Below are 25,725 nucleotides of genomic sequence, written 5' to 3' on the forward strand. Positions count from 1 at the left end.
CTACAAATAAATAGGTATAAAAATGTCTGTGAAAATCGGCTTTAAACCCATGCCATTAGTCATCGCCATTGCCCTTTCGGTGACGATTCTTTTAATTCCAACACCTGAGGGTGTGACTGACCAAGCTTGGAATTTGCTTGCGTTATTTGTTGGCGTGATTGCTGCAATTATTGGTAAAGCAATGCCCATTGGTGCCTTATCAATCTTGGCAATCACTTTGGTCGCTGTTACAGGTATTACAGTCGCCGATGGTGGCAGTGCTAATGATGCCATGAAAGATGCATTATCAAGCTTTGCCAATCCACTGATTTGGCTGATTGGGGTGTCTATCATGATTTCTCGTGGTTTGCTGAAGACGGGTTTGGGTGCGCGTATTGGTTATATATTCATTGCCATCTTTGGTAAAAAAACCTTGGGTGTTGGCTACAGCTTGGCTTTTAGTGAGCTGATTTTAGCGCCTGTTACGCCCAGTAATACCGCTCGTGGTGGTGCAATCATGCATCCGATTATGCGGGCAATTGCTGACAGTTTTGACTCATCACCAAGTAAAAACACTCAAGATACGATCGGTAAATACCTTGCTTTGGTTAATTATCATAGTAACCCCATCAGCTCAGCAATGTTCATCACCGCAACAGCACCAAACCCATTGGTGGTGAATCTCATCGCCGAAACTTTGGGCAGTGAGTTTCGCTTAAGCTGGAGTCAATGGGCGTGGGCAATGTTAATTCCAGGTTTGGTGGCATTTGCCTTGATGCCGTTGGTGCTGTACTTTGTCTCTCCACCCAAAATTAAAAATACACCCAATGCGGTAACATTTGCCAAAGCAAAACTGTCTGACATGGGTACGATGAGCCGAGATGAAATCATCATGTTGGCGATTTTTGCCGTTTTGTTACTGTGTTGGGCAGGCGTGCCAAATTTATTATTTAATTTCCCCATTAATGCTACCGCTACCGCCTTTATTGGTTTAAGCTTACTACTCTTATCAGGTGTGCTGACCTGGGAGGATGTGACTGCCGAAAAAGGTGCTTGGGATACGATCGTTTGGTTTGCAGCTTTGATTATGATGGCGACATTTTTAAATAAGCTTGGATTGATTACATGGTTTTCATCCAGCCTTGAAACACACATCGCAAGTTTGGGTTTGAGCGGCTTATCAGCAGGTCTTTTATTACTGATCGCATATATGTATGCACACTATATGTTTGCCAGTACGACAGCGCACATTACCGCAATGTTTGGTGCGTTTTTATCGGCAGGTGTTGCCTTGGGTGTGCCACCCATGCTTTTTGCCTTGCTGATGGCGGCGGCATCAAGCATCATGATGACTTTGACGCACTATGCCACAGGCACCTCTCCTGTGATTTTTGGATCAGGTTATACCACTTTGCCAGAATGGTGGAAAGCTGGCTTTGTGATGAGCGTCGTTAATATCATCGTGTTCACCCTGATTGGTGGTCTATGGTGGAAAGTGTTGGGTTATTGGTAAATCCAAATAAAAAGCGGATATTAATCCGCTTTTTTTATGGGAAATAAATGGCGTTTTAGATACCAAGATGGTATAGATAGTCGACTAAGATCTGATCAAATGTGCAATCACAGCATCGTATCCTATCTGATAATTAGGATAACTTAGCCAATTGGTATTAATGTTTGCAATAATCCGTTTGCCACTTGGCGGATCAAAGATAGGTGTGACAGATGGGTAATTCAGACTTTTTGCGATATACTCAAGCACCTCAAAACTTGTCACAGGTGTATTATCTGTCGCAAGGTACAACGACTTGGGGCAATCACTCACCAAAATTTGATACAAACAATTCACCAAATCGCTATCCATGATGCGGTTGGTATAATGATGGCGTGGAATACCAACCAAATGGGCTTGGCGTGCCTGCTCAATGAGTCTTATGCTATTTTTATGATAAATCCCGCCAGCACGCACAATAATGGCACGCTTGCCAAAGGTTTGCCAAAGCAAGTCTTCGGCGTCTTTTAATATCTGAGCGGTATCAGTTATGGGTAGTGCAGGCGCGGTCTCATCAATCCACTCGCCTTGGTTTTGACCATAAACCGATGTTGATGACACAAATAACACTTGCTTTAGCTTTTGCTGCCACTCACATGATTGATTTGCCAAATCTACAATATGCTGACACACTGCCAAATAGCTTTTTTGATAATCCAAAGCCGACGCTCGCCCTATATTTGATGGCGTGATAATGATGGCAAGGTGCGTGGCATCTTTGACATCATCCAAGGTCAAAGTCTTGGCATCTTTTTGTAAAAAATGAATATATTTAGCCAAAGTGCCATATTCATGCAAGCGTCTAGCCACGGTTTTGACAGTATGAGCTTTTGCCAATCTGATTGCCAAAGGCTTGCCGATATTACCTTGACCAATCATTAAATAATTTGCCATCTTAAAAATACCTTTGTACTGATAACATCGCTTGAGTTGCATAATCGCTGTTTAGTTTTTCACGCTGGGCAGTCAGACGCACGGCATGATAAGGTGCGATATCTGCTTGTATGCCAATACTCAAGGCAGGCTGAAAATAACCCGAGCGGTCACTTGGTGCATTATCAAAATGGTAATAATAAGGCAATGATAACTGCATTAAACCACGCAAATTCTCGTTAGCATAATGAATGCAGCCAATATCAGTACCAGCTCTCAAACGATAGCCTTGATTAACCCGCCCTATCTGTGTACCGCCACCTACCAATGTATAACAAGTCGTATTCGCAAGCTCGCCGCTATTTTGGCGAACCTGCCCAAAATTCCATGATTTGCCTGCCTTTATATCCATATCCAACACCAAATGATGATGATTGGCTTTATTGGATGCATCAATCGTTCGTGTCAAACCTGTATGAAATGCCATTGCCAAGCCCACACCTTTTTTAACGGTTGCATTATTTTTGGCAGTATTGGCAGGATTTAGGCTACGAGTTGAAAAAATCGTTAAGTCTTCAAGCCTAAGCGTACTGCCATCAGTAATCAGTTTGGCTGACATCACTTGTAAATCCAACAAAGACCTAACACCTTGAGGATTATCCAGTAAATCTTGATAGGCACCATTTAATTGAATGCCATAAACTGCACGATCACTAAGCCGAGTATCCAGACCTATACCAAAACCAAACCGATGCACAGGCATTGCATGTACAGGGCTATTGCGATTTGGGGCAAGATGGGCAATATCAAAATTCTCGCCATTATTAAGCTTAGCTTGCCTAATGGTTGAGTTTGATGGGATAAATTTTTGGTCTGTCACCATACCCGCCTGACTTAAAATCGCTGCAATGCGTGAGGGAATGGCAATATTACCGATATCAGCTTGTATATTCCCTTCGGGGCGAACCACATCAATTAATCTGACAATTTCGGTCGCACAATTATCATGCGTAAAAAAATACGGACGCTTCATCTCTTTAACCTCCCAAATATGACGGACAATCTGCGTCACTTCTTTGGGTGTTAAATTCAGACTAAATTGCCACAAATCTCGTTCGTCTTTGACCAAATAGTCATCTGCCTTTTTTTGATAAGGCATAATTTCCATCACGGCCGGATAGCCTCCAGAGGCGGATTTGACTGTTGAGACAATGACGCCATCAGCTTTGTTGGGCTGTACGGTGTAATTAATCGCAGTGGCGGCTTTATCTTCATCTTGCCCATTATCGACACGCATCAGCACATGCGCAAAAGCAGAAGCAATATTATTGGGATGTTCTTCGGCAAAAATCAGCGACAAACGCTTGGCATTGAGTGTATCGGCAAAGGCATGAAAATCGCTGCACTGCCTATCATCAACACCGCTATCAATATCTTGAGTTGCCAACGCTTGGGTTAAAAAGTGCGTCCGTGCAACAAAGCGGCATACGGCGTCACCATCACCGCTTTGCATGGCGGATAATGTGGCGATAAGTTCAGCATAGGCATCGTGATACCCATTTTGTGCCAAAAAAAAATTTAGGGTTATCAATACTGCTGTTATCATGCTCAACAGGCGTATCTTGAAATAATAACAGTCGCCGCCACGCTGCCGATTGGCTGATGCTTTGTAAGGTTTTATCACTTAGCCCATAAGGATTTATCATCTGATCGACTTTTGTATCAACGAAGCCATCTTGTCTGCTAACAGCGTTTGGCTTGATTTGAGTGGTATCAGTGATGACATTGGCAGCATAAGATGGCAAACTCATCACAAATGGCAGTATAAAGATGCCCAAAGATATGGCACTAAATTTGGTGGTATGCTTCATACTATCTTCCAAAATCTCAATAATACGGCTTATTGTAGCACAGCTTAATCCCAGCAATTGACTGTTTTTGAACTGTTTTTGATATGATAAATTATGCTAAAATAATTTTATCATCAGTCAAATCGGTCTATCTTATGTGTTCAGCTTTTGTGATACAACATGGAATTTTACAGGGTGCGACATTCATCCAATCTGACAATTTTAACGCTCGTCCTGCTGACAAAACAGGTCTCATAACAGGCATTGTTATTCACAATATCAGCCTACCTCCTTCACAGTTTGGGCAAGTCAATGCCGATGGCGTACATCATGTAAAGGCTTTTTTTCAAAATCAGCTCAACCCCGATGATCATGTATACTTTCAGGGCATTCATACACTCAAAGTATCTGCACATTTATTCATCGAACGCAATGGCAGCGTGACGCAATTTGTCAATTTTAATGATCGTGCGTGGCATGCGGGACAATCTGCCTATTTGGGTCGTCAAAACTGCAACGACTTCACCATTGGTATTGAACTTGAAGGGGCTGATGATATACCCTTTGAAGCTGTCCAGTATCAAGCTCTTGGTCAAATCATTGTTGCTATTTATGATGCCTATCCTGCCACACGCCGCCATTTAATGGGGCATAGCGACATTGCCCCCCACCGAAAAACTGATCCAGGTAAGTATTTTGACTGGCAAAAGCTGCGTGCTTTGGTCGCTCAAATGATGATTTAAGCAGCTTGTCAAGTCAGCCAAGACCCTTTGAGTTCATTAAATCAATCAAGTCATGATCGCTTGACATCTTAGCTTACAAAATTTTTATCACTTTTATTGATAAAGTATCCAAGAAAACTAAGCAAATTAGTGAAAAACCAAGTAAAATAACACATTTTTGATAAGTTTATATTAAGATGGCAAAATCTCGGCTCTTTCGCTCCACCGTCATTGTCAGTTCCATGACCATGCTTTCTCGTATTTTAGGTTTAATCAGAGACATGGTTTTGATGAGTGTTTTTGGTGCTGGTGGGTTGATGGATGCGTTTTTAGTTGCCTTTAAAATCCCCAATTTTTTACGCCGCCTGTTTGCCGAAGGGGCATTTTCCCAAGCCTTTGTTCCTGTATTAACTGAGTACAAAGAAGCACGCACTTTAACTGAGGTGCAACTGCTGATTGCTCGTGTCTCTGGCGTATTATCCTTGGTGCTACTTGTATTGACGGTGGCGGTTATCTTTTTGGCACCTCAAGTGGTGTATTTATTCGCACCAGGTTTTGCCGATGACCCCCAAAAGTTTGACACTACCGCCAAGCTGTTACGCTTGACTTTCCCTTATTTATTATTCGTCTCCATGACGGCATTTTTTGGTAGCATTTTACAAAGTTATGGAAGATTTGCAGCACCCGCCTTTGCTCCTGTATTACTAAATCTTTGTATGATTGGCGGTACATTAATATTAGCACCAATGCTTGATAAGCCAATCATGGCATTGGGTTATGCTGTCGCCATTTCAGGCATTTTGCAGCTGCTCATACAGTTGCCACAGCTTTGGCAACAAAAACTGCTTATTCCACCCAGTATTAGCTTTAAAGATGAAGGCGTTAGGCGTATTTTAAAGCTCATGCTGCCTGCCATTTTTGGGGTATCCGTCACCCAGATTAACTTATTATTAAGCACCGTATTTGCCTCATTAATGATTGCAGGTTCAGTATCATGGATGTATGCTGCCGAACGCTTAAGTGAATTGCCATTAGGACTCATTGGTGTGGCGATTGGTACGGTGATTTTACCAAGCCTATCATCAAGTCGTGCCAAGTCAGATGATGAAAATTTTCGCCAAACGCTAGACTGGGCTGCCCGCTTAATTCTTGTCATCGGTATACCAGCCAGTCTTGCGATATTTGTTTTATCAGATATTTTGATGGATGCTTTGTTTGTGCGTGGTCAATTTACCCACCAAGATGCCTTGATGAGTGGTATTGCTCTAAAGTCTTTATCAGGAGGGATCTTAGGATTTATGCTCATTAAAATTTTTGCACCTGCATTTTTTGCAAATCAAGACACCAAAACGCCTGTTAAAATTGGCATCATTTCAGTATTTGCTAATATGATTTTTAGCGTCGTATTTATTGGGCTATTTTATTTAATGAAACTGCCTTTACATGGTGGATTGGCCTTGGCAACCACAGCAGCAAGTTTTGTTAACGCAGGTCTACTCTATGCCGTTTTACATCGCCGTGGTATCTATCGTTTTGGTACTCACTGGAAAAAGATGATACGACAATTTGTGATTGCCAATATTGCCATGGTGATTAGCTTATCTGTCATTTTGCCCTTATATCCAATTGATGCTAATCACTGGCTCAAAATTGCCATCTTGCTGGGCATATGCGGTTTTGGGGCAATCATTTATGGTATCACACTACTCATCACTGGTTTTCGCCCAAGTCAGCTTAAGCATGGCTGAGCTGTCATTATATATTCTACTGTCATTATACATGATACCCTGCCGTACCATTGACATAAGCAATACAAAGCACACAAAAAAAATTACTTGTAACTTTTTATAATTATCGTAAAATGTAACGATTAAGATGACACATATATAAAATAGCCAGACAGCATATACCGCATTCGCATTAAATTACTCAAGGAAAATAACCATGTCAACGCCTGTTAGTCAGCCTGTCGCCACTCAAATTGACCCCACCTTAGATTTAGAAAAAATCCGTTCTGAGTGCCAATCTTTAGCCAAATCTCGAGCCAAAGTCTCAGCAGGTGCTGCCGTCATTCCCTTGCCATTTTTAGATGTTGCCGTTGATGTGGCAATGCTAACTAAGCTGTTACCTGAAATCACCGAACGCTTTGGTCTAAAAGATAAAGCCAATTTAGATACCTCAACCGAAGAAGCACGCAAGCAAAATATCAAAGATCGCATTGTCTCTGTTGGTGGCTTGATTGCTGCTCGTGGCGTCGTTAATAAGACCATTCAAGGTTTTGGCGGACGCTTTATTGGTAAGCAAATCAGTAAATTTATCCCATTAGGTGGCTCAATGGTGGCAGCATCGTTAGGCTATATGATTTTTAAAAAAATTGCTTTTGATCACATTGAAGAATGCTATAACATTGCCAAGCAATCTCAACGCCAAGAGACAAGCTCACAGGATTTTAATGCTTAATTGATATATCCAAGATATTCATTTTAGTTTATCTAAATGATTATGATTCGTATCATCAAAGCTCTAAGCGATATTTATTTGCAATCGCTTAGAGCTTTTGCTTATTTTGGAAATCTTTTTTCACTTTTAGCATAATAAATATCAGACTTTTATTTGAGAAAATCTCATAAACAGGCTAAAATAGTCTTGATTTGGACAGCTGTCCATTTTGTGCTTTTTTGTCATTCTTTAATTTTTTATTCCTACGGGCAGCAATTTACCGCCCCAGCCAATCGCTAAGGTAAGAACATGACTTTTGTTGTAACTGATAACTGTATCCGCTGTAAATATACCGACTGTGTTGAAGTTTGTCCTGTTGATTGCTTTTATGAAGGTCCTAATTTTTTGGTCATCAATCCTGATGAATGTATTGATTGTGCTTTGTGTGAACCTGAATGCCCTGCCAATGCCATTTTCTCTGAAGATGAAGTTCCAAGCGGTCAAGAAGAATTTTTAAAAATTAATGAAGAGTTATCCGCTGTTTGGCCAAACATCACCGAGAAAAAAGACGCCCTACCTGACTATGAAAAATGGGATGGTGTTGAGGGTAAACTTCAATATTTAGAACGCTAAATCACAATACCATCATTTAAAAATAATTCATAAAAAAGATGGCTTGTAAAAAATATGACTGGTATCTCGTGTTAATACCGCACTTTATCATCATAGAATTTATACTCATAAGACGCACAGCATCAGTATTTGTACTCATAAGCAATGATTTAATTAAATTTTATCAAGGCGATTTATGAACTTTTGGTTATTATTTTGGCATATTTTGGGTGCCTGTATTTGGGTTGGTGGTCATTTATATCTGTGTCTGTGCATATTACCCAAGGCTGTGCGTCATCAGGACAGCCAACCCATCTTAAACTTTGAAAATAGTTTTGAAAAATTGGGCATGACTGCTTTGATTGTGCAGGTCTTGACGGGCTTTTATATGGCACATAAATATTTGCCCAGCTTTGGCATGCTCACTGATTATCATAACCAAATTTCAGTACTGATTAGCATGAAAATCACATGGCTAATATTCACCATACTGACGGCTTTATCCGCTCAGCTTATCGTCATTCCAAGATTAAAAAAAGACTTGGGTAATGCTAAGCTACGCCATATATTTGCTGGACATATTATCTTGGTAACCGTATTGGGGCTGGCATTTATGACAACTGGGGTATTATTTCGGACAGGATTTTAATATCAGCCGATGATTGTTACAGATATGGCTGATGGTGCTACAGATAACTCGTTATCATGCCAAATTTTGTTTTGGTCGCTTGTTGATCAGTTAGCACAATCGTTAATCAATGCTTTAAAATAAGTCAGGCTTATCACGATAAAATATTATGATGAATATGCGTTTACCGACCTTGCCCATGATATTAAAATCATCATTAGCGATATTTAAATATCTGGTATTATTTCTCATCATTTATCTGTTGATTAACTGGTTGCGTCAGCCTATCATGCCCGTTAAACCCAATTTACAATTAAAAGATTATCAAGGTACTCCCATTGATATTGCTGCCATCAGCCAAGAATCACCTGTCTTGGTATATTTTTGGGGAAGCTGGTGTCATGTGTGCACCATCACCTCACCTAAAGTCAATCAACTACACCAAGATGGTTATTCTGTCGTCAGTATCGCTGTCAAATCAGGAGATAACGCACAACTTGGTCAATATTTACAAAGACATCAATATCATTTTACGACTATTAATGATACCGATGGACAAATATTCGCCAACTGGCAAGGACAAGTGACGCCATCGTTTGTTATTTTATATCAAGGAAAAATGACTCAAGGCATGGCAGGTATTTCACCATTATGGATGCTAAAGTTACGCTTAGTATTACATCATTATCTACCCATATAGAGTATGCACCCTTAAAATATAATGATGGTGAAATTTTGATACAAAAACAATCCATTTTTATAAATCATCCAGTATAACTCGTGTTATAAAGGCAGACTTTCTAATAATACACAAAAAAAAATCCAGTCTCAAGAACTGGATTTTAAATTAACCAACTGGGCTACCAAATATCAGATTTGACTTTTTGTTTAAGTTTGGGATGGTTGTCAAGCTTAAAAATAGGATAAGCTACACCTAATTTGAGTTGTGATTGATAATCATGAATCAGCACAAAAACATATCTTGATAATAATAAAATGGCAATCAAGTTAATAGATGCCATTGTCCCCATGGTCAAATCACCCATATCCCAAACAACATCAACTTTTACGACCGCACCAAAGTACACAAATCCCAATACCAGCAGGCGAAACAGTGTCAAAACTTTTGTATTATTTTTCAAAAATTGCATATTAGACTCAGCATAAGCATAATTACCAATGATGGTTGAGAATGCAAAAATAAATAAAATAATGGCTAAAAAATACTGGCCCCAGCTACCCACATGACTTTCAAGTGCCGCTTGTGTCAACTGAATACCAGATAAATTGGCTGCATTGTCAGGCATTTGTGCCAATAAAATGATAAATGCGGTACATGAACAAACAATTAAAGTATCCACAAATACCCCAAACATCTGAATCATGCCTTGGTCTAACGGATGTTTGACACTGGCAGCAGCAGCTGCATTGGGTGCAGAGCCTTGACCTGCTTCGTTTGAGTATAAACCTCGTTTAATGCCCTGCATCATCGCAACAGATACCATAGAGCCAAAGAGTCCGCCACCTGCTGCTTCAAAAACAAATGCTTTTTCAAAAATCAGTGCAATGATTGATGGTATGGCGGTTATGTTCATCAAGATAATAGCCAGAGCCACCAAAATATAAATCAATGCCATGATCGGTACAACCATTTCGGCAATCTTTGCCACACGGCGAATGCCACCAAAAATAATCGGTGCGGTCAAAATCACCAACAACGCCCCAATCATGTGCTTATAACTTTGCCATTGATTTTGGCAAATGGCATCTTCTACCACACAGCCTAATGCTGATTGTATGGCAAGTGTGATGGTATTAGATTGAATGGATTGATAAACTAAACCAAAACACACAATCAATGCCAAGGCAAACAAACACCCAAGCCATTTTTGACCAAGACCTTGTTCAATATAATACGCAGGTCCACCTCTGAACTGACCTGTTGTGGCATCACGCACCTTAAATAACTGTGCCAAGCTTGACTCTGCTAATGCTGAACACATACCAATCAAGGCAATCAGCCACATCCAAAATACCGCACCAGCACCGCCAATACCAATTGCAATTGCGACACCTGCAACATTGCCCACGCCCACACGGCTTGCCAACCCTGTCACAAATGCCTGAAAGCCTGAAATACCTGCATCATCATGCTGATTGCGACTACCAAGCATGGATTTGATACTACGGCCAAATAAACGAAATTGTGCCACACCTGAAAATAGCGTAAAAAATAGCCCAATACCAATCAGCATCCAAATCAGCATATCCCAAAGCGGCGTACTCACAGTCGTTACGACACAATGCAGCCCATCAACAAATCCAGACTTAGCCAAACAAGATATCGGATTATCGTACATAATTTTTCAATCCAAAAAAAGATGGCATAAACGCCATCCGTTGTTTTATAACCATGCTTTGAATTTGCCTTACTTGGCAAATGTCAGGATTATATAACAAATTTTCTCATAAATCACGAAAATTTTACTTTGTGTAAACTTTTTTAAACCAATGATTTGCCATTATTTAACTCTCGAAGAATTGAACTCTCGAAGAATTGAACTCTCGAAGACTTAAAAACCAATGTAGAATGATTGCCGCAAAAGTCGCTGTACCAATACCGCCAAGATTAAAATTTCCAACCATCAAACCAAAATCACCCGTACCCAAAATGATGGTAATGGCAGCAACCATAAGATTTTTATTATTGGCAAAATTAACTTTATTATCAATCCAAATCTTAGCACCAGCAATGGCAATCAAACCAAATACCACAATGGACGCCCCTGTCAAAACAGGGCTAGGAATGGTCTGAATCATTGCACCAAATTTGGGAGAAAATCCCAAAATCATGGCAAATATGCCTGCCAGTACAAAAATGAGTGTTGAATAGACACGAGTTACCGCCATCACACCAATATTTTCGCCATAAGTGGTCATACCTGTGCCGCCCACACTTGCTGATAATGCTGTTGCTACGCCATCGGCCACAAATGCTCTGCCAAGATACGGTGTTAAATTTTCTCCCGTCATCGCACCCACCGCTTTGATATGACCAAGATTTTCAGCCACCAAAATAAATGCAACTGGTGCAATGATTGGCAAGGCATTGGTATCAAAAGTTGGGCTGCTAAAATTTGGCAATCCAAACCAATCGGCATCAGTAATTAAAGCAAAATTAATCGGCTCACCTAAACCCAAAATATTGGTCGCTATCGCATAAATTGCATATGCCATCACCAAACCTATCAGTAGTAACAAACGCTGTAAAAATCCATGTGCAAAAACCGCAATCATACCCATACATAACACAGTCATCAATGCCATCCATAAATCAAACGGCTTGCCTTGCACACCGCTGACGGTAATTGGGGCTAAGTTTAAGCCGATAATCATCACCACCGCACCTGTCACAACGGGTGGCATGAGTTTTTCAATCCATTGTGTGCCTGTTGCCATCACAATAAAACCAATGACAGCATACAAAAAACCACAAGCGATGATACCACCTAACGCCACTGATAGATTTGAATTAGCGCCGCTGCCTGTGGCATGTGCTGTTGCTGTTGCCACCACACCAATAAAAGCAAAACTTGAACCCAAATAACTCGGAACACGCCCGCCTGTCATCACAAAAAATAAAATGGTACAAATCCCGCTCATCATAATCGCAAGATTGGCATCAAATCCCATCAGTAAAGGTGCAAGCACCGTTGCCCCAAACATCGCCAAGACATGCTGCAATCCCAACATAATACTCTGCCCAACTGGCAGATATTCATTCGTTGCCACAGGCTGTGTGTTAATATCACCTGTATAAGGTTGCCATTTTGGAAACCAGCTCATACGCACTCCAAATCACTCAAAAATAATGTTAATATTGTACTATACTTAGCATGATAAAAAGTATCAAAACTTTTTCAGCCTCTTAAAAATGAAGCCGATTGTAAATATCACATTTATGCTGCTTTTTGAGATGATAAGGAATTATATTTATATTTTGTATTTGATAATATTCCATCCGCCCCCACCAAATACTTTGTAACTTTCTTAATTTTGTCTTATAATAGGCAGTTTACTAAATTTAGCCAAAAGCGAGATACGCCATGACTGAGTCCATTGACTACAAGAACACCCTAAATCTTGCCGATACCGCTTTTTTTGGGTTGAATATTGAAAAAAATATATTAAAAACAATGGTTTAATAAAAAAATTATGCTAATTTATAAAAAATTCTTAACATCTTGTTTTTTTAACTTAGAATCAAAGAACCATAGGCTGATGAGGTATTTTAGGTTATGGTGTTTATCTTTTTCATTTATATAAGGAATTATGTTAAAGCAATTAGACCTAAGCAAAGCTGTTGGGCTTAAAAACCAATCAAACTGCAAAACAATTATGACAATTGGTGTTAAAGATAAGAAGTAATGCCAATCAAAAAGACACTGGGTTAAAATCTGGTGTCTTTTTGTTTTATTGATTAAGTATTAAGGACGATGAATGAATTTTAATGATATTTATAATCCAAACCAATCTTTGGCAATTGTATTGCGTGGTGCAAATAATGAAAAGATTGTAGATTCTTTTTATTATTTGTTGGATGTTTGCGATGAAATCTTAGATAAAGATTTCAAGAAAAATATAGCCAAAAATATAGAGTTTGCAGAATCTCACTCCATATTGGGAGATATCTTATTCCACTTTATTAATCACCTTGTTAAATCAATTACAAAAAATAATATTTATGAAATAAATGATGTGTTTATTTCTTTTAATAAATTTATCTCGTTTTATGATAGAGAAAAAATAATTTTCTCTGGTGTGGGAGATGTGGGCAACCTGTACTTAAATCAGTTTAATAAAATTAATGATGATGCTTATGAATTTTCCTGCAAACCAATTAATGTTAATTTAATTGATGAGTATAAGTTAAAAATTAATAATCTTATGAATTTTATTAAGGATATTGATTTTGAAACTTATATGGAAATTGACAATATAGTGGATGATATATATGTATTTGGTGTAGACTTTAAAGATAGTCAAGAAATGGTTTATTCTGGAAGTGACTTTGATAAACTAGGCTGTATTTTTTTCAATGAAGAGATTTTTGTTGATAAAGATGATTTGTTTATCTTAGATAAGATTATACACGAATCTGCTCATCAAATATTGTTATCTGTAATGATACATGATGAAGTTGTGCTTAACTCAGATGATGAGCGTTATCCATCACCCCTTAGAACTGGCTTAAGAACAATGAATGGTATATATCACGCAGCTTTTGTTTTGTATAGAATAGCACGATTTTTTAATCAAATTATCAAAAAACAAAATACTCAATATTCTTACGATGATCTGATTTCTCATATCAATAAAAATAAGGAACAATTTTTAGCTTGCTATGATGTTATTTCCAAAAATGGAAAATTAACGAATTTGGGAAGTGCCATAATTGAGAACTGTTACAAAGAATTAAAGGATATGCCTAATGAAATTAACAGATAAGTTATCCAAAGAAACCATCGAATTGATGCAAAGATTTAATGACGATGCAGTAAGAAGGCTAAACGATGATTTATACCCAATAGCACCAGATTTAGTTGAAATGCTTATTGATTCAATTTATGGAAATATTTATCAAAGAGGTGTTTTGAGCATTAAAGAACGGCATATAGCAACATTATCAGCACTTATTGCTATGGGTAGTTCAGAAAGGCAATTGTCATTTCAGGGGCTAGCTGCTTATAAGCTTGGTATTACAAAAGAAGAAATTCAAGAAATATTGATACAAAACGCAATATTCAGTGGGTTTACAAGAGCAATGAATGCTGCTGTTGTGCTTGATGAAGTGTACAAGAAATATCTACAAGGAAAAGACAATGAAGCATAGGGATTTTTATGTTTATCAAGTTGCAGAAACAGTACTGAATACAAGTATTAGAACCGTTGGTTTTTTGTTTGCTTGGTTAATGCTTACCGTATTTAAAAACCCCCAGCATTTGGGGGTTTTTATTGGAACTTCTTGGGCGTGTCAGGTGTTGGCATTGTTGTTGTTTTCTTGGGTGTGCAGTCAACCAAAATTTACCATTCATAGTAAAAAGATATTACTGTGTTTTTGTGTTATTTGCTTATTATCTTTTTTGCCATTATTATTTATTCATAATTATTTTATTTTTGGTATAATTTTTGTTATTAGTTCTATTTTTACCATTCTTTTAAATCCGTTAGGGACAAGCCTTACCAATGACTTGTATGGTGGTAACAATAAATCAAATGGTTTTAAGGTGCGTGGATTTGTCAATTCCATCAATACCATCTTGTCTCCCGCTATTTCTGGGTTTATTATTCATTATTTTGGTGCACATCAAATTATATGTGCTTGTATTATTTTATCTTTTATAAGTGGCATTTTGTTTTATGGTATAAAAAATATAAAATTGCAGGAAAACTTAGAAAAACAATCAAAAAATACCTTTAAAATATTACTTAAAAATCCCATTGAAAGATTGATGGTTTTGGTATCATTGCTGGCTAATTTTATCATCACCCCAATGATTGCTTATATCATTCCCTATAATATAGCAAATAAATTTAAATTACCTGCATTTTATATCGGTATTAGTGAGGGTTGTTTTGGTATTGGAATGATATTGGGTAGTGTTTACTTTCTAAAATTATTCAATAAAAAAATTGGCAGTCATAAAAGTGTGGTGTGTAGCATTGTATTGGTTGCGATTGGGATTTTATTGTCTTTGTTGGACGGATTTTATCTGTTTTGCATGGCATTAATAATGATGGGTGTTGGGGTGGTAATGTTTAATATTAACAGTACCCATATTCGCTGTACAGCAACCCCAAAGGATATTCGTGCCAGTTTTGAATTTATCTTTTTGGCGTGTTGTATTGTGTTTATTCCCATTGGTGTTTTTTTGACGACTTGGGTGTTAAATAATGGATTTTTGATTTATTTTTATGGTGTGATTGTTTGTTTTTTATTAATGTTGTCTGTTATGATTGATAAAAATTTAGATGTTGTTCATATCTATAAGGTAGATAATGATAAACTGGAGGGTTATTACAAAACTTACTACCCTAAAATTTATCAATAATCATTTGGGTAGTTGAGGTAAATTTTGTCTTTATAAATGTTGTGAGCTAGGCTATAATAACCCATCTTCCTTTATTTTTACGAGCCAGTTATGACCGACCAAATCACCGACTACAAGAACACCCTAAATCTTGCCGATACCACTTTTGCCATGCGAGGAGACCTTGCTAAGCGTGAGCCACTTTGGTTGGAACAATGGGAAAAAGACGATGTTTATGGGCAAATTCGTCAGGCTCGCCAAGGCCGCAAAACCTATATTCTACATGACGGCCCCCCTTATGCTAATGGGCAAATTCACTTAGGCCATGTGGTTAATAAAGTCCTAAAAGATATTATCATCAAGTATAAAACCTTGGATGGTTATGACGCCCCTTATATCCCTGGTTGGGACTGCCATGGTCTGCCCATTGAGCAAAAAGTAGAGCAAAAAATTGGTAAAGTCGGACAAAAGGTCAATGCAACAAAGTTTCGTGAAGCGTGCCGAGAGTATGCCAAAAGTCAGGTGCAACTACAAATGGCAGATTTTAAACGCTTGGGTGTGCTTGGCGATTGGGACAATCCTTATTTGACCATGAATTACCAACAAGAAGCCAATATCGTGCGAGCATTGGGAAAGATTTATGACAACGGTCATATCGTGCGTGGCATGAAACCTGTCAACTGGTGCTTAGATTGTGGTTCTGCCTTAGCTGAGGCGGAGGTTGAATACCAAGACAAAACCTCAGATGCCATCTATGTTGGCTTTGATATTGTCAATCGTGAAAACCTACCCATCATCGCCAATATCAGTGGCACGCTTCAAGCCGTCATTTGGACAACAACCCCATGGACACTGCCTGCCAACCAAGCAATCTCGGTACATGGCGATTTTGATTATGTCGTCATTAAGGGCAAAAAAACCCCCATCTTTGCACTGCCAAGCCAAATTGACAGTAAAAATTTTACCCTAAGAACCCTAACCAAAGCCGATAAGCAGGCACTACAAGCGTGTGCATCCGACCCTGCCATTTGGCAATTTATGCCAACCAAACGACACCTGCCAGAGGTGTTTGAACCATTTTTTGAACAAGCAGTGAAAGATAAAGCCTATGCCATTATTGATAAGCGAACTGGCAATATCATCGGCACAACCCGTTTTTGTCATGACAATGCCAAAGATGATACCATCGGTATTGGTTTTACCTTCATCACACCCGAATTTTGGGGCAAAGGGGTAAATGATGAGATTAAACACACCTTATTAAACCACGCCTTTAAATACAGAAATGCCGTCTGTTTTCAGATACATGAAGGCAATGACCGCTCCAAAAAAGCGGTAGAAAAATTGGGGGCAGTTTATCAAAAAGATGTAGAAAATGACTTTGGTAAAATGTGGGTCTATACCATCACAAACCCAAGCACCATCAATCACACCACCCATTTTATCGTAGCAAATGATTTGGTGGCGGATTTTAGCAAAAATGTGGCACTTGATGATGTTGAGACAATCACAACCATCAAAGGGGCGGATTTGACCGTCTTAAACGCCCAACACCCCCTTATCAGCGAACGCCAAGTACCCATCATCACAGGCGAGCATGTTACCGCTGACAGTGGTACAGGGTTGGTGCATACCGCTCCTGCTCATGGTGTGGACGACTATATTGTGGGCAACAAATACAATTTACCTGTTGAAAACCCCGTCAGTGATGCAGGCGTGTATTTGGACAATGCCAAGGTTTTTGTGGGTGAACACATCTACAAAGCGCAGCCTAAGATTATCGAGACTTTGGGGTCAAGCGGACACTTGCTTGACCACAAAAAAATCCGCCACAGTTATCCACACTGCTGGCGACACAAAACCCCCATTATTTTTCGTGCCACGCCCCAGTGGTTCATCAGCATGGAACAAAACGGACTTCGCCAAAAAGCCCTAAACGATATTAAAAATATCACATGGACACCAGCATGGGGTCAAAACCGCATTGAAGCCATGATTGATGGTCGCCCTGACTGGTGTATCTCACGCCAACGCACATGGGGTGTGCCGATTACCTTTTTTATCCACAAAGAAACAGACCAATTGCACCCACGCACCTCCGAGCTTATTGAAAAAGCCGCCCAAATCATTGAAAAAGGCGGTATTGAAGCATGGTTTGATGCTGACATTAGCGACTTTTTGGGTGATGAGAGCGGTGAGTATTACAAAGTAACCGACACACTGGATGTGTGGTTTGATTCAGGTGCAACCAATTTTGCTGTCCTAAATCACCGCAAAGAGCTATCCAACCCTGCTGATTTATATTTAGAAGGCTCAGATCAGCATCGTGGCTGGTTTCAGTCATCGTTACTGGTCAGTGAATCTATTTATGGTCGCCCACCTTATAAACAAGTTTTAACGCATGGCTTTACTGTTGATGCCAAAGGCCATAAATTATCCAAATCCAAAGGCAATACCAAAGGTTTTGAACCATCAGATATTGCCAATAAAATGGGTGTGGATATTTTGCGTCTGTGGGTAGGTTCGTCAGATTATCGCTACGAGATGGCTGTATCTAAAGAAGGCTTTGACCGTACAACCGATATGTATCGCCGCATTCGTAATACCATTCGCTTTTTACTTGCCAATACGGACGACTTTGACCCCAAAACCGATATGGTATCAACAGATAAACTCATCAGTTTGGATAAATATATCTTATATCGCACCAAACATATCCAACAAGAGATTATCCAAGCTTATCATAGCATGGATTTTCATCAAGTTTGCCAAACGGTTATGGGATTTTGTTCCCAAGACTTGGGCGGGTTTTATCTTGATATTATCAAAGACCGCACTTATACCACTAAGGCAGATGGTCTGCCACGGCGTTCAGCTCAAACGACTTTATATCACATTGCCCATGCTTTATTGCGTTGGATTGCCCCTGTTTTATCATTTACTGCCCAAGAAGCTTGGCAGGTTTTAAAAGATACACAAGGCTATATTTTTACCGCTGAATGGTACCAGTTACCAGACTTTCAGATGAATGATATCAGTCACGAAGATTGGGATAAAGTTGCCTTAATCAAAGATACGGTGAATAAGTCCATCGAGCAAGCACGCAGTAATAAAATTGTCAGCAGTAATCTGACCGCCAAAGTTACCATTACCGCTCCACAAGATATCACTGATATCTTAAATAAGTTTGGTGATGAACTACGCTTTGTATTCATCACCTCTGATGCAACCGTGAAATCTGGTGATACGCTGTCTACAACCATCACGCCTGCTGATGGCACAAAATGCGTCCGCTGCTGGCATGTTCGTACTGATGTTGGTACACACGCCGAGCATCCTGAGATTTGTGGTCGTTGTGTGCAGAATTTAGATGATGGGGAGATGCGTTTGTATGCCTAATCATTTGCTTTTAAATACCAAGCAGGTCATGGGCTATTATCTCATTGCTATTGTGGTCTTAGTCAGTGACCAGATGACCAAATTTTATTTTAAAAACACCTTTCAGCTTGGTGAGAGTGTTGAGGTCATTTCGCCCATCCTAAACTGGACTTTGGCGCATAATTATGGTGCAGCGTTTAGTTTTTTGGCAGATCAAAATGGCTGGCAAAAATGGTTTTTTGCTATTTTAGGTTTGATCGTCTCAGGCTTTATCATCATTTATCTAAAAAAAGCACCAAAAACCGCCAACATCCTAAACTTAGGCTTATCCTTGGTATTAGGTGGTGCTATTGGTAATGTCATTGACCGTATTTTACATAATCATGTGGTGGATTTCATCCATGTGCATTATGCTGATGTGTGGCATTATCCGATTTTCAATATTGCAGATATTGGTATTTGTGTTGGGATGGCAATGATTATTTATGATATGCTATTTTTAGAAAAAAAACGGCGATCTGTTTAAACCACCCATCAGCCACCGCTCATCAAAATGGTCAAAACATTCAATCAAAATGAGCAGATTTTTGACCATTTTGCCATAAGACTTGAAAGACCCAGCACCAATCAAATCGCAATTTTTCAAGTTTTAAATTTTTCAAGTTTTAAGTACCTTTGCTGATTAACTGTGCTAAAATAACTACGAAAAACTGCCATCCATCCCAAAATCCAATTCACCAATTGAATACCATCTCATGAATACACCCATTTTACCCAGTGAAGAAGTTCGCATCACCCATAAAAGCACCGTCAGTTTACATTTTGAGGTCAGTTTGATGAACGGCGAGGTGATTGACTCAACTTTTCATCGCCAAGAACCTGTCACACTTACCATCGGCGATGAAAGTTTATTGGCAGGATTTGAAAAAGTCTTAATCAACCTAAAAGCTGGTGATACACGCACCGCCACCTTGTCAGCTGATGATGCCTTTGGACAATGGAATCCTGAAAATGTCCAAACTTTTACTCGGACACAATTTGCCCTATCTGAACCCAATCCTGTGGTTGGTATGATGATGGAATTTGCCGATAAAGGTCAAAATTCACTGGTTGGTGTCATAAGCTTGGTAACCGATGATGAGGTTTTGGTTGATTTTAATCACCCTTTAGCAGGTCAAGATGTGTTATTTAAAGTGCAAATCTTTAAGGTTACCCCGCCCAATCAGGTTGGTTTTCAATTAAGGTCTAGTTAGGCGATGGTATTTAGTTAAGTTATCATTATAAAATCAATGCTTAGCTAAATTCAGTCAATTAACTTCAGTTAATCAAGATTAAGTACATAAATACATTGAATAAATTAGGAAACCGTTGTGTCTGATTATGAACAAACAGCACCGTATCTTGATCCAAGTTCCGTTGGCATTGTCCAGCCACAGACACTTATTTTTGATGAGCCTTTAACATTAGAATGCCAGCAGATTTTGCCTGCTTTTGAGCTTGTCATTGAAACTTATGGTACGCTCAATACAGATAAATCTAATGCCATCTTAATTTGCCATGCCTTATCAGGCAGCCATCATGCTGCAGGTTATCATTCTGCTGATGATACCAAGGCTGGCTGGTGGGATAATCTTATTGGTAATGGTAAAGCGATTGATACCAGCAAATTTTTTGTAGTTTGTTTAAATAATATTGGCTCTTGCCACGGTTCAACAGGCCCTACCACCATCAATCCCAAAACAGGTAAAATCTATGGTGCAGATTTTCCCTTGATTACTATCAAAGACTGGGTTAAAACCCAAGTCATGCTCTCTGATCGCCTAGAAATCAAAAAATGGCATGCAATTGTGGGTGGCTCAATGGGCGGCATGCAGGCACTGCAATGGTCGGTTGATTATCCTGATAGATTATCTCGCTGTGTGATTATCGCCAGTACGCCCAAATTATCCGCCCAAAATATTGCCTTTAATGAAGTTGCTCGCCAGTCAATCTTATCAGATCCTGAGTTTCATGATGGCTGGTATTTAGAGCATGGCACTTATCCACGGCGTGGTTTAATATTAGCTCGTATGGTTGGGCATATCACTTATATTACCGAAGATGCCATGAAAGCCAAATTTGGACGAGATTTAAAATCTGGTCGGTTTATGTATGGCTATGATGTTGAGTTTCAGGTAGAAAGCTATTTACGCTATCAAGGTGAACGCTTCAGCCAAAACTTTGATGCCAATACTTATCTTTTAATGACCAAAGCATTAGATTATTTTGATCCGACTCGTGACTATGCACCTGATGGTCTGTCTGATGAAGATGCCCTAAAGCTGACTTTGTCTCGCACACGCTGCCAATTTTTGGTAATATCTTTTACCACAGACTGGCGATTTAGCCCCGAACGCTCAGTTGAGTTGGTCGATGCTTTAATGGCTAATACCAAGCCAGTTAGCTTTGTAAATGTCGATGCCCCGCATGGTCATGATTCTTTTTTATTTGATATTCCTCGTTATCGTGATGCTCTCAAAGGTTTTTTACAGGCCAAATAAAGCATAATTTTAATATGTTAGCAAAAATTTTCATCAAATCCATATGGGTATTTTATGCGTATTGACCACCAACTTGTTGAGCAATGGATAGAACCTAATAGTCGTGTACTGGATTTAGGATGCGGTGATGGAACGCTGCTTGAACATCTTCAAAAGCATTTAGGCGTCACAGGTTATGGGCTTGAAATTGATGAATATAAAATCAATCAAGCCATTGCCAAAGGTTTAAATATCATTGAACAAAATCTCAATGATGGCTTGGCACGCTTTGCTGATAATAGCTTTGATACGGTCGTCATGGCTCGTGCGTTACAAGCAGTCAAGGCCCCAGACCAGCTATTGATTGATATGCTCAGAGTCGCCAAAGAAGGCATTGTCACTTTTCCAAATTTTGCCTATTGGCAAAACCGTATGTATTTGGGCATCAAAGGTATGATGCCGATATCAGACACTCTACCCCATGAATGGTATAATACCCCCAATATTCATCTATGTACTTTTAAGGATTTTGAACAATTGTGCGATAAAAATAACATTCGCATTCTAGACACAGTTGCCATTAGCGATAAGCCAAATCCAAAATTACCTCCAGTGCTATTAAATCATATGGTCAAGCGTATTCCAAATCTGCTGGCAGATGTTGCCGTTTATCATATTGCCAAGTACTAAGGTATCGCTGACTGTTGAGCAAGCACATTCACCTAGCGATATGAATTGATGATATTATGCAACTTTCTGTTACCCTTTGTTTACTGATATGATGATATAAATACATTATACTAAGTGGTTGAATTCATTCATAATATGCCATGCCATAGACCGTATAAATATCATTGAATATCATATATGAACGGTATGGATGTATTATTTGGTTTTATCTGTAAATACTTCCGACAGTCAGCATCATATGACTTTGGGAGACTTTACAAAGCTTTCACACACCAAAGGACATCGCCATGAAACTGCTTAAAATCACCTTATTTGCCAGCATATTGGGCAGTGCCACTTTCAGTCATTCTCTATCCGCCATTGCTAACACTCGCTTTGAAACAATCGATATCACAACCTTGACCAATCAAGCCGCTCGTGGTGATTATCATGCCCAGTTTTTTCTTGCCAAACGCTTGCAAAAAGGAGAAGGTGTTACCAAAGACGCCTCAAAAGCTGTTTATTGGTATACCCGTGCCGCCGAAAAAAATATTGCTCCAGCTCAGCTCAATCTTGGCATCATGTATTTGCGTGGAGAAGGTGTTAGAGCCGATATAGCCACAGGCCGAGCTTGGCTTGAGAAAGCAGCCAATTTGGGGGATAATCGTGCCAGCTATGCTTTGGCAATGATTGATGAGCAGCAACAACGCTTGGTTGATGCTTATAAATGGTATGATTTATCCGCTCGTGAGGGTATGCTTGATGATAATGTACGCAATCGTGCTAAGGTTAAAGTCAGCCAGCTTGCTCTGAATTTATCCTCCAGTGAAATCGAATCTGCCAAACGCAGTGCCAATGCGTGGTTTTTAAATCAGTAATGATTTAATTTTATCATTATAGCCAATCAATATGATACGATTGGCTTTTTTTATCGTTTTTATCCACTCATACCCATAAAAAGAACACCCAAGCGTGCTTGAGTGTTCAGTATTATACCGATAAATCGGCAAGTATTAGTAAGTGAAGTTCACGCCAACACGGAAATCACGACCTGCCCCAGGTAAGGTATCTATGGAAGCACGCTGAGTGTGTGGGCGATAGTTTTTATTAAAGACATTATTCACCGCAAAGTTTACATTCACCTTATCATTGCCATAAGGCTTCCAGTTGGCATAGATGTCACTGACATTATAGCCTTCACGGTTAAGTTTGCTAACTTCACCACTTATGATGGATGTGTCTTTGGCATCTACCCCTTCAACCAAGGTGTGTCTCACACCAAGCTCTACGCTTGGGTTTGGCAGGCGATAGGCGACATCTGCTGTCCATGTACGACCTGTACGCACGGCATATTCAGGGTTACCGTCAAATTTGACATTGTGCATGGTTGGTTTGCTGTAAGCAACGCCAGCACGCGCACGCCACGCACCTTCGGTATAGCCTACGCCCAGCTCATAACCGTGGTTGGTTTGATGACCTTGGTTACCAAGTGTTGGTACTTTAATAGGCTTACCATTAGCATCTGTTGTACCATGACGAACTGCATCAGCGGTGGCTCTGGCATTATCCACACGCTGCCAAAAATAGCTGCCAAAGGCGGTATATGGTCCATTATTATAGTTAAAACCGATCTCGGTATTGCGTGCTTTTTCTGCTTTTGCATTGTCATCAATACTGATCACACCACCACGATAACCACGGCTTAGGATGGCATCAGCAAAGCGTGGGCTACGAGTGGCATAGATTAGGTTACCACTGACGCTAAGATTAGGATTGACATCATAAATCACCCCAAAGCTTGGGTTGATGTCGGTTTTTCCAACCTTTTTACCGTCCATGGCTTTAAAGTCAAAACGGTCAACACGCACGCCTGTATTGATGGTAAAGTCATTAATTTGGTTAATCGCTTCTAGATAAATACCAGCATCGGTTTTTTCTTGATGCACCACACCAGGTTTTAGACTTCTGGGCGGTACGGCTTCTTGATGGCGATAGTTGATGCCATATTTTAATAAAGTATGGTCAACACCAAAGCCTTTTAATAGACCGTGGTTAAACTCAGTGTCAAAGTTAATATTTGCCCCTTTGGCTACCACATGCATGTTTGATGGCGTATCAACATTATCTATTATCTCTTTGGGCACATCTTTGGTGATATAGGTGTTACCTTGATCGCTAGAAGAGTTGCGTCCATGTTCTAACTTATAGACATTGGCAGTAACTTCATTTGCAAAACCAAGGTTTTTACCTGTCCATTCAAGGTTGGTTAACTTTTGGTAGGTTTCACGCTGAGTTGGGTTGTTCCTATCTAAATCAGCCACCAATTTACCATTGGCATCAACCACATTATACTTTTTACCATCTGGTGTTTTACTGCCAAGTTTGTAACCCTTGCCTGCATATTTGTTATCTAACTCTGCCTGAAGCTGTTCGTCAGTACGTTTTTTCTTATCTTTTTCTATATCTAGCGTCAAGGCACGATTGGCGAAGTCAAACTCTTCACGCACGCCACGAATGCCTTTATGAACTTCATTTAGATGGCTGACCACAAATCGATGATCGCCAGCAGTTAGCCCTGCCTTGACAAGGTAACTGGATTTATCCAAGGCACTTCTTGTAACCACATCATTGCCCAACAGATTGGTGTACCCTTTACCGCCTTTATAGTCGCTGTCATTTACTTGATTATAAGAGACAAGGGCATCTACCTGACCAAATCCTGTCTGTGCTTTACCAAAGGCACTGCCATGATAAGAATGACCTTTGTTGGTTGATAAGCCTGCACCAACTTTAAAGCCATAATCTTTGTCGCTGTTTCTTAAAAGCTCATCAGCATCTAAGGTTTTGGTAACAATCGCACCATTGGTTGCCCCAATGCCTGCACTGGCAAAGCCCGCCCCTTTTTGTACCGAAACGACTTTGACCATCTGGGGGTCTAGCATAAAGCGACCTTGGTGGTAGTGTAATTGACCATCTTGATAAGCGTTGTCAATTTTTAGGTCAATGGCATTATGACCCATGCCACGAATGCTGATAAATTGAGAAGTACCATTACCACCGCCAAAACCGATGGCAGGTTCATCTTGTAACAAACCACGCAAATCTGTAGCCGTGCTTTCGTCTTTTTCTCGTAAGGTAACAACATTGGTTTTAATTTTTGCACCTTGGCGATCACTGACCACTGTATCGCCTGCCAAGACAACCTTAGGCTGGCTAACAGCTGCAAAAGCAGTGGTTGTAAAAGCGGCACTCACCGCCAATGTCAGCGGTAATAATTGAAACTTATTCATAATAACTCCGATTATGAGGCTTGAAATCAAATTTGTTTTTGTCAAATTATCCCTTGCTCATCTACTTACTAAAATCAACGAAAATACCGCCAAAAATGATAAATAAGAAAAAATAGCAAGGTA

At 39.6% G+C, this 25,725-nt stretch carries 20 protein-coding genes and 1 pseudogene; 16 read left to right on the plus strand and 5 right to left on the minus strand.

The window, feature by feature from the left end:
• Positions 1-34 precede the first annotated feature (34 nt).
• Complete coding sequence (locus tag A4U55_RS04275; protein WP_197711696.1) at positions 35-1,492, plus strand: DASS family sodium-coupled anion symporter; 1,458 nt, start codon at positions 35-37, stop codon at positions 1,490-1,492.
• Between the two features lie 84 nt (positions 1,493-1,576).
• On the opposite strand, the gene A4U55_RS04280 is transcribed toward A4U55_RS04275, so the two are convergent.
• Positions 1,577-2,425: a Rossmann-fold NAD(P)-binding domain-containing protein gene (locus A4U55_RS04280; RefSeq protein WP_042510241.1), complete on the minus strand. Its 849-nt coding sequence runs from the start codon at positions 2,423-2,425 to the stop codon at positions 1,577-1,579.
• 1 nt (position 2,426) lies between these two features.
• Positions 2,427-4,275 (minus strand): annotated as a pseudogene (locus A4U55_RS04285) (Lnb N-terminal periplasmic domain-containing protein).
• A gap of 134 nt (positions 4,276-4,409) precedes the next feature.
• Between A4U55_RS04285 and ampD the strand changes: the two are divergent.
• The 6 genes from ampD to A4U55_RS04315 all read left to right on the plus strand — a co-directional run bounded on the left by ampD (position 4,410) and on the right by A4U55_RS04315 (position 9,355).
• Complete coding sequence (ampD, locus tag A4U55_RS04290) at positions 4,410-4,997, plus strand: 1,6-anhydro-N-acetylmuramyl-L-alanine amidase AmpD (protein WP_063454093.1); 588 nt, start codon at positions 4,410-4,412, stop codon at positions 4,995-4,997.
• Positions 4,998-5,173: 176 nt separating this feature from the next.
• The gene (murJ, locus tag A4U55_RS04295; protein WP_003659184.1) at positions 5,174-6,724 is read left to right on the plus strand and encodes a murein biosynthesis integral membrane protein MurJ; all 1,551 of its coding nucleotides are present in this window, start codon (positions 5,174-5,176) and stop codon (positions 6,722-6,724) included.
• Positions 6,725-6,920: 196 nt separating this feature from the next.
• Entirely contained in the window at positions 6,921-7,436 is a 516-nt protein-coding gene (locus A4U55_RS04300) for a hypothetical protein (RefSeq protein ID WP_003660737.1), read from the plus strand.
• A 288-nt stretch (positions 7,437-7,724) separates the two neighbouring features.
• Positions 7,725-8,048, plus strand: coding sequence for a ferredoxin FdxA (gene fdxA / locus A4U55_RS04305; protein ID WP_003659181.1), 324 nt, complete (start codon positions 7,725-7,727; stop codon positions 8,046-8,048).
• Between the two features lie 175 nt (positions 8,049-8,223).
• Positions 8,224-8,676 (plus strand): CopD family protein, encoded by a 453-nt coding sequence (locus A4U55_RS04310; RefSeq protein ID WP_003659180.1) that lies wholly within the window; start codon positions 8,224-8,226, stop codon positions 8,674-8,676.
• Positions 8,677-8,827: 151 nt separating this feature from the next.
• A complete protein-coding gene (locus A4U55_RS04315) occupies positions 8,828-9,355 on the plus strand; it encodes a protein disulfide oxidoreductase (protein ID WP_003667753.1) in 528 nt (175 codons plus the stop codon).
• Between the two features lie 160 nt (positions 9,356-9,515).
• On the opposite strand, the gene A4U55_RS04320 is transcribed toward A4U55_RS04315, so the two are convergent.
• The gene (locus tag A4U55_RS04320; RefSeq protein WP_003663292.1) at positions 9,516-11,015 is read right to left on the minus strand and encodes an alanine/glycine:cation symporter family protein; all 1,500 of its coding nucleotides are present in this window, start codon (positions 11,013-11,015) and stop codon (positions 9,516-9,518) included.
• 166 nt (positions 11,016-11,181) lie between these two features.
• Positions 11,182-12,501, minus strand: a complete 1,320-nt coding sequence (locus A4U55_RS04325) for a solute carrier family 23 protein (protein ID WP_013107765.1) — start codon at positions 12,499-12,501, stop codon at positions 11,182-11,184.
• Positions 12,502-13,155: 654 nt separating this feature from the next.
• Between A4U55_RS04325 and A4U55_RS04330 the strand changes: the two genes are divergently transcribed.
• The 9 genes from A4U55_RS04330 (at position 13,156) to A4U55_RS04370 (ending at position 23,190) form a co-directional block, all read left to right on the plus strand.
• Complete coding sequence (locus A4U55_RS04330) at positions 13,156-14,163, plus strand: aKG-HExxH-type peptide beta-hydroxylase (RefSeq protein ID WP_042510238.1); 1,008 nt, start codon at positions 13,156-13,158, stop codon at positions 14,161-14,163.
• Entirely contained in the window at positions 14,147-14,548 is a 402-nt protein-coding gene (locus A4U55_RS04335; protein WP_003660749.1) for a carboxymuconolactone decarboxylase family protein, read from the plus strand. The genes A4U55_RS04330 and A4U55_RS04335 overlap by 17 nt, the downstream gene beginning before the upstream one ends.
• Positions 14,538-15,767 (plus strand): MFS transporter, encoded by a 1,230-nt coding sequence (locus A4U55_RS04340; RefSeq protein WP_003663294.1) that lies wholly within the window; start codon positions 14,538-14,540, stop codon positions 15,765-15,767. The genes A4U55_RS04335 and A4U55_RS04340 overlap by 11 nt, the downstream gene beginning before the upstream one ends.
• Positions 15,768-15,917: 150 nt before the next feature.
• On the plus strand, positions 15,918-19,145 hold the full coding sequence (gene ileS, locus A4U55_RS04345) for an isoleucine--tRNA ligase, N-acetyltransferase domain-containing (RefSeq protein WP_319822874.1): 3,228 nt from the start codon (positions 15,918-15,920) through the stop codon (positions 19,143-19,145).
• A complete protein-coding gene (gene lspA, locus A4U55_RS04350) occupies positions 19,138-19,650 on the plus strand; it encodes a signal peptidase II (protein ID WP_003659171.1) in 513 nt (170 codons plus the stop codon). The genes ileS and lspA overlap by 8 nt, the downstream gene beginning before the upstream one ends.
• A 229-nt stretch (positions 19,651-19,879) precedes the next feature.
• Complete coding sequence (locus A4U55_RS04355; RefSeq protein ID WP_003659168.1) at positions 19,880-20,377, plus strand: FKBP-type peptidyl-prolyl cis-trans isomerase; 498 nt, start codon at positions 19,880-19,882, stop codon at positions 20,375-20,377.
• Between the two features lie 117 nt (positions 20,378-20,494).
• Positions 20,495-21,664, plus strand: a complete 1,170-nt coding sequence (metX, locus tag A4U55_RS04360) for a homoserine O-succinyltransferase MetX (RefSeq protein ID WP_003660753.1) — start codon at positions 20,495-20,497, stop codon at positions 21,662-21,664.
• A 54-nt stretch (positions 21,665-21,718) separates the two neighbouring features.
• Positions 21,719-22,333, plus strand: coding sequence for a methionine biosynthesis protein MetW (gene metW, locus A4U55_RS04365; RefSeq protein ID WP_003659165.1), 615 nt, complete (start codon positions 21,719-21,721; stop codon positions 22,331-22,333).
• Positions 22,334-22,620: 287 nt separating this feature from the next.
• The gene (locus A4U55_RS04370) at positions 22,621-23,190 is read left to right on the plus strand and encodes a tetratricopeptide repeat protein (RefSeq protein WP_003659160.1); all 570 of its coding nucleotides are present in this window, start codon (positions 22,621-22,623) and stop codon (positions 23,188-23,190) included.
• 135 nt (positions 23,191-23,325) lie between these two features.
• Here the strand turns inward: A4U55_RS04370 and A4U55_RS04375 are convergent, their stop codons facing one another.
• Positions 23,326-25,602 carry a TonB-dependent receptor domain-containing protein gene (locus tag A4U55_RS04375; protein ID WP_003666427.1) on the minus strand — a complete coding sequence of 759 codons (2,277 nt, stop codon included), beginning with the start codon at positions 25,600-25,602 and terminating at the stop codon, positions 23,326-23,328.
• Between the last annotated feature and the right edge of the window lie 123 nt (positions 25,603-25,725).

This window comes from Moraxella catarrhalis, from assembly GCF_001632285.1.
Taxonomy (GTDB): domain Bacteria; phylum Pseudomonadota; class Gammaproteobacteria; order Pseudomonadales; family Moraxellaceae; genus Moraxella; species Moraxella catarrhalis.